This is a genomic window from Salipiger sp. HF18, from assembly GCF_011806505.1.
GTDB classification, from domain to species: domain Bacteria; phylum Pseudomonadota; class Alphaproteobacteria; order Rhodobacterales; family Rhodobacteraceae; genus Salipiger; species Salipiger thiooxidans.
In genome coordinates this window covers 1-4,321 of record NZ_JAATOS010000345.1, presented here as the reverse complement: position 1 = coordinate 4,321, position 4,321 = coordinate 1, and the positions used below count along the sequence as shown (strand labels likewise).

Genomic DNA, 4,321 nt, shown 5'->3' with positions numbered 1-4,321 from the left:
CCATGCGGTCCGCCCAGGGGAGGGCGTCTCCGCCGCGCGCCATCTCCTCGCGAATGATCGCGCGGCCGGATTCGGGGTTCGTGTGAAAGCCGCGACGGGCGAGCTCGGTGATCAGGCTGGTCTTGCCCACACCGGGACCGCCCGTCACGACGAAGAACTGGTCGCTCATGGGCCATCCTCGGATGTTACTGGGGGAGAACTGCGCAGCGATCGACACGCCCAAAAGGCGCGGATCAAGGCGGCATGGATTTTCGCAAGGAAAACAGCACCCGTCTGCACGACAGAGGCAAATGCTCTGACGAGAAAGGCAGAACTATCTGGTGCTTTTCAACACGGATGCGAGCTGTCCTTGCGAGATCGAACCTCCGAGCTCTTGCTCACCATGCGATCGCTCAACCAGCTGGTCCGAGATGCCAACCGTTCAATTGGTCTACGGAAGCTCGTTTCCATGTTCGACATCCGCCCAATGCTTGTTAACGGGCATGCGGGCTGCCCGCTTTGCCATTTCCCCAATCTGGATCGGTCGAAAATCCCACTGGTCGACGCCGACATTTATGCTGTTTCGCGAGCCTGCCCATTGGTCGTGGACGTGGCCGAACAGCTGTAGGGCGCCTCTGCGTGCGCCGTTCCAAGTGATCATCGGATAGTGGCAGAGGACGAGGCTATAGTCGCCATCCTGGATCTCGGCCATGTACTCTGTGCTGGCCCAGGGGAGCGAGATTACTGCTTCGTCGTCGTGGTTGCCGATGATCAGATGCTTGCGGCCGGGCAGGCTGTGAAACCAGCTCTCGAACTGTGCCGTATCATCAGCGCGACCGAAGGCGAAATCTCCCAAGATCCAGAGGTCATCATCGTGCGCGACGCAGGCCTGAAAGTTGCCAATCAGGGTCGCGTTCATCTCTGCCGTTGAGGCGAAGGGGCGCTTGCAGAAGTCGATGATGCGGTGGTGGCCGAAGTGTAGGTCGGCCGAATACCAGTTGGCCATATCTGTGCCCTCCGTGCTCGTCAGACCACAGTTTAGGGACGAGCTCACACCGGCGCAAATGCCTGTTAGTTCGGAAGGATTCTGGACGGTGAGAGGTTCGGAATGTCAGCAGATGCCAGTCTTGCCCGAGCAAGATGCCAAGTTGGACCGGATAGGTTCCAATCTTCGGCGAATGTCACAACAGGAAGAACTGGCTGGGGTGGTAGGATTCGAACCTACGGTACGCGGTACCAAAAACCGTTGCCTTACCACTTGGCTACACCCCAACCGTGGCGCGGGGTTTACGCTACCCGTTCGCGGGGAGCAAGACCCGAAAATGCAAAAAATCTGACATATTTTCGGGAGGGCTAACGGAGGCCTTCGACGGGGGTCGGTTCGTCGAAGGCATGTTGTGCGCGGCCCTGCCTTTTCGCCCTGTAAAGCGCTGAATCCGCGCGTTCCATGAGCTCTTCCGCGCCGGGACGAGCGCCCGTTTTCGGCGCGCCGAAGGCGATCCCGATGCTTGCCGAGACGCGGCATTCGACGTCCTCGACGGGAATCGGGCGCTCGATCCGGTGAATCAGTTGCTCGGCCAGTGCAGAGAGTCGAACCCGGTCGGTCAGACCGACAAGCAGGATCACGAACTCGTCACCGCCGATGCGCGCCACCGTGTCGTCCTTGCGGGTCAGTTCGAGCATGACTCGCGCCACCGCCTGCAGCACCCGGTCTCCCGCCGCGTGGCCATGGGTGTCATTCACCTGCTTGAAGTAGTCGAGGTCGATGTGCAGCAGCGCGAAGTTCCCGCCCTCGAGCAGAAGGCGCTGCAGCACGTGGTCGAGCGCACGGCGATTCCTCAGGCCGGTGAGCGTGTCGGTGTAGGCGCGCTGCTCGGCGGCCAGCATCGCCCCCTGCAGACGGCGATTGAGCGTGCGCGAGGCCTCGAAGGCGGCGGACTTGGCCTCGACCAGGTAGAGCATGTCGATGGCGAGGTCGGTGACGGCGAAATCGGTGCTGGTGAGCGCATGCTCACGCACCGCGTCGACCACCGCGATTCCGAAGGACATGTTCACGATCACCCCGCCCTGCCCGTCAGGCATGGCGAGCCCCTTGAGCACCATCTGCGAGCCCCGGCAGAGCCGCAGCTGCAGCCGCCGCCCCGAAAGCGCAAGCAGGTCGGGTACGGTGCCGGCCCGGCGCGGGCGGAACACGTCCATCATCTCGGCGAACTGGGCGCCCTCGCCCGCGGCGCCCTCCATCAGCTTGCGCAGCGTCGGGCCCATGCGCCGAACGCCGCCGTCGGCGCCGATGTGCATGTGCATCGGGCAGAGCGCGTCGAGAGTATCGGAGGGCAGGATCACGAAGCCGCCTCGCGCCGGACGGCCGGGGCCGCAGCGAGGTCGAAATCCCGCCCCTCGGCGAAATCAGTCTCGACCACGGTGATGCCGATGATCTCGGCCTCTTCCAGGATGCCCTGATGATCGAGGATCACCAGCGCGCCATAGTCGTCCGCCATTGCCCGCAGCACCCCCACCAGCACGTATCCGAAGCCCGGCAGCGACCGCTGGCCCGCCTGGCAGGCAAGCACGAACGCGCCCGGGGAATCATCGCCCAGCTCGAGCACCGGCAGGTCGAGATCGGCCACGGCAAGCTGGGCGCGGCCCGGCAGATCCTCGAGCGAATGCAGGAACTCGATGAAGTCGACGCCGCCGTAGCGCATCAGCCGGCGCAGCCCCTCGTTGTTGGAATGGGTGATGAGATAGGTGCCGATATCCTCGAGGATCACCTCGCGCGGCTTGCCGAGATGCACCACCGCGCCGTCGAGCACCTGCTCGACCGTCACCATGTCGTAATCGAGCATCGCCTCGAATTCCGCCGCCTCGAACCGGGCGCGGCGGGCGATGTCCTGCCATGCGGCATATCCATAGTTGTCCTGCAGGAAACACTGGAGTGTCCTGGCGATCAGCCCGTGCATCGGCTTGTCCCGCTTGCCTGTTGCTTCGGGCAGACTGGCAGGCAGGGCTTAAGAATGCCGTAAGAGCGAAGATTTTAGCGAAATGCCCTCAGGCGGCGCCAAGCCAGCCCGGCAGGTGCCCGATGTCTGGCAACACCGCGTCGGCGAGCGGCGCCAGCGCCTCGGCGGGTATCGGGCCGGTGGTGACGCCCACGGTCTGCATTCCCGCGGCGCGCCCGGCAGAGAGGTCGTGCGGGCTGTCGCCCACCATGACGATGCGCGCGGGCGCCAGCCCCACCGCCTCGGCGAAGGCCAGCAGCGGGCGCGGGTCGGGCTTGGCGCCGTGGCCGCTGTCGAAGCCCGCGATGAAGCGGAAGGCGGATTCGATGCCGGCGCTGCGCAGGTGCGCCCGGGCCGAGCGCTCCGCGTCGTTGGTCATCACGCCGAGCGGCAGGCCCAGCCCGTCGAGCCGCGCCATCAGCGGGCCGAGCGGCACCGCCTCGACCAGCGGCGCCTCGGCCGCGGTGAGCGCCATGTGCGCCTCGACCACGTCCGCATCGAGCCCGGGAATCGCCGAGGCGAGGCACTCGGCCGCCTCGCGGTTGGTGCCGGCGATCACCGGGCTGTCGGCGCGGAAGCTGCCCCGCACGAGGTCGAAGCGCGAGACCTCGGCCAGCGCCCGCAGCGCCTCGGTATCCCCCTCGGAGAAATGCTCGAGCGCGGCACGGCCCCAGGCATCCCAGGTGGCGCCGAATTCGAAGAGCGTGCCGTCCTTGTCGAACAGCACCGCGTCGGCGCGCAGGCTCATGTCCAGTTGACCTCGCCGCCGCCCGGCAGCATCGCCCGCGCCATGCGCGGCGTGTCTAGGTCGAGCCCGAGCCCCTCGCAGAACCCGGCCACCCAGGCGTCGTCCATGAGGATGAAGTCGAGCACCGCGCCCTGGAACTCGGGATCCTCGAGCCCGGCGCGGAAATCGCTTTCGGAGGCACCGGTGGCACCCAGGAAGACAGGCCGCAGCTCGTCGTTCGAGGCCAGCCAGGCCACGGCCTGCAATCCGATCAGTTCGGCGGTATCCCGCGACAGCACCATGTCACCTCAAATCCGAAAGAGTTTGTTAACCGTTATCAAGGAAGACTGCCCGTCAGGACGCGGGCCGTGAAGCCTGCGTAAACGAACGGTGGGGCCCAGGCAATGACAGGACGCATACTCATCGTGGACGGGGTCCCGACCAATCGCATCGTGCTGCGGGTCCGCCTGTCCTCGGCCTATTACGAGGTGCTGCAGGCGGGCTCCGGCGCCGACGCGCTGCTCTCGGTGCGGCTGCAGCGCCCGGACCTGATCATCGCCGCCGCCGACCTGCCCGACATGACCGGAGAGGGGCTCTGCCAGCAGATCCGCGCGCTGCC

7 protein-coding genes and 1 tRNA gene are annotated in these 4,321 nt (G+C 65.7%); 1 reads left to right on the top strand and 7 read right to left on the bottom strand.

Annotation, left to right across the window (positions count from 1 at the left end):
• From HC022_RS20145 to HC022_RS20115, 7 genes are all read right to left on the bottom strand, one after another.
• The coding region (locus HC022_RS20145) for an AAA family ATPase (protein ID WP_167453607.1) at window positions 1–169 on the bottom strand (169 nt) is incomplete at its 3' end.
• A gap of 261 nt (window positions 170–430) precedes the next feature.
• Window positions 431–985 (bottom strand): metallophosphoesterase, encoded by a 555-nt coding sequence (locus HC022_RS20140; RefSeq protein ID WP_167453606.1) that lies wholly within the window; start codon window positions 983–985, stop codon window positions 431–433.
• A 191-nt stretch (window positions 986–1,176) separates the two neighbouring features.
• Window positions 1,177–1,251: transfer RNA gene (locus tag HC022_RS20135), tRNA-Gln, on the bottom strand.
• Between the two features lie 81 nt (window positions 1,252–1,332).
• Window positions 1,333–2,322 carry a GGDEF domain-containing protein gene (locus HC022_RS20130; RefSeq protein ID WP_167453605.1) on the bottom strand — a complete coding sequence of 330 codons (990 nt, stop codon included), beginning with the start codon at window positions 2,320–2,322 and terminating at the stop codon, window positions 1,333–1,335.
• A complete protein-coding gene (locus tag HC022_RS20125; protein WP_167453604.1) occupies window positions 2,319–2,936 on the bottom strand; it encodes a heme NO-binding domain-containing protein in 618 nt (205 codons plus the stop codon). Before HC022_RS20125 ends, HC022_RS20130 begins: the two co-directional genes overlap by 4 nt.
• Window positions 2,937–3,024: 88 nt before the next feature.
• Window positions 3,025–3,723, bottom strand: coding sequence for an HAD family hydrolase (locus tag HC022_RS20120; RefSeq protein ID WP_089955101.1), 699 nt, complete (start codon window positions 3,721–3,723; stop codon window positions 3,025–3,027).
• The gene (locus tag HC022_RS20115; RefSeq protein WP_008883653.1) at window positions 3,720–4,004 is read right to left on the bottom strand and encodes a DUF3572 domain-containing protein; all 285 of its coding nucleotides are present in this window, start codon (window positions 4,002–4,004) and stop codon (window positions 3,720–3,722) included. The genes HC022_RS20120 and HC022_RS20115 overlap by 4 nt, the downstream gene beginning before the upstream one ends.
• Before the next feature lie 102 nt (window positions 4,005–4,106).
• Between HC022_RS20115 and HC022_RS20110 the strand changes: the two genes are divergently transcribed.
• The coding region (locus HC022_RS20110) for a PleD family two-component system response regulator (protein ID WP_167453603.1) at window positions 4,107–4,321 on the top strand (215 nt) is incomplete at its 3' end.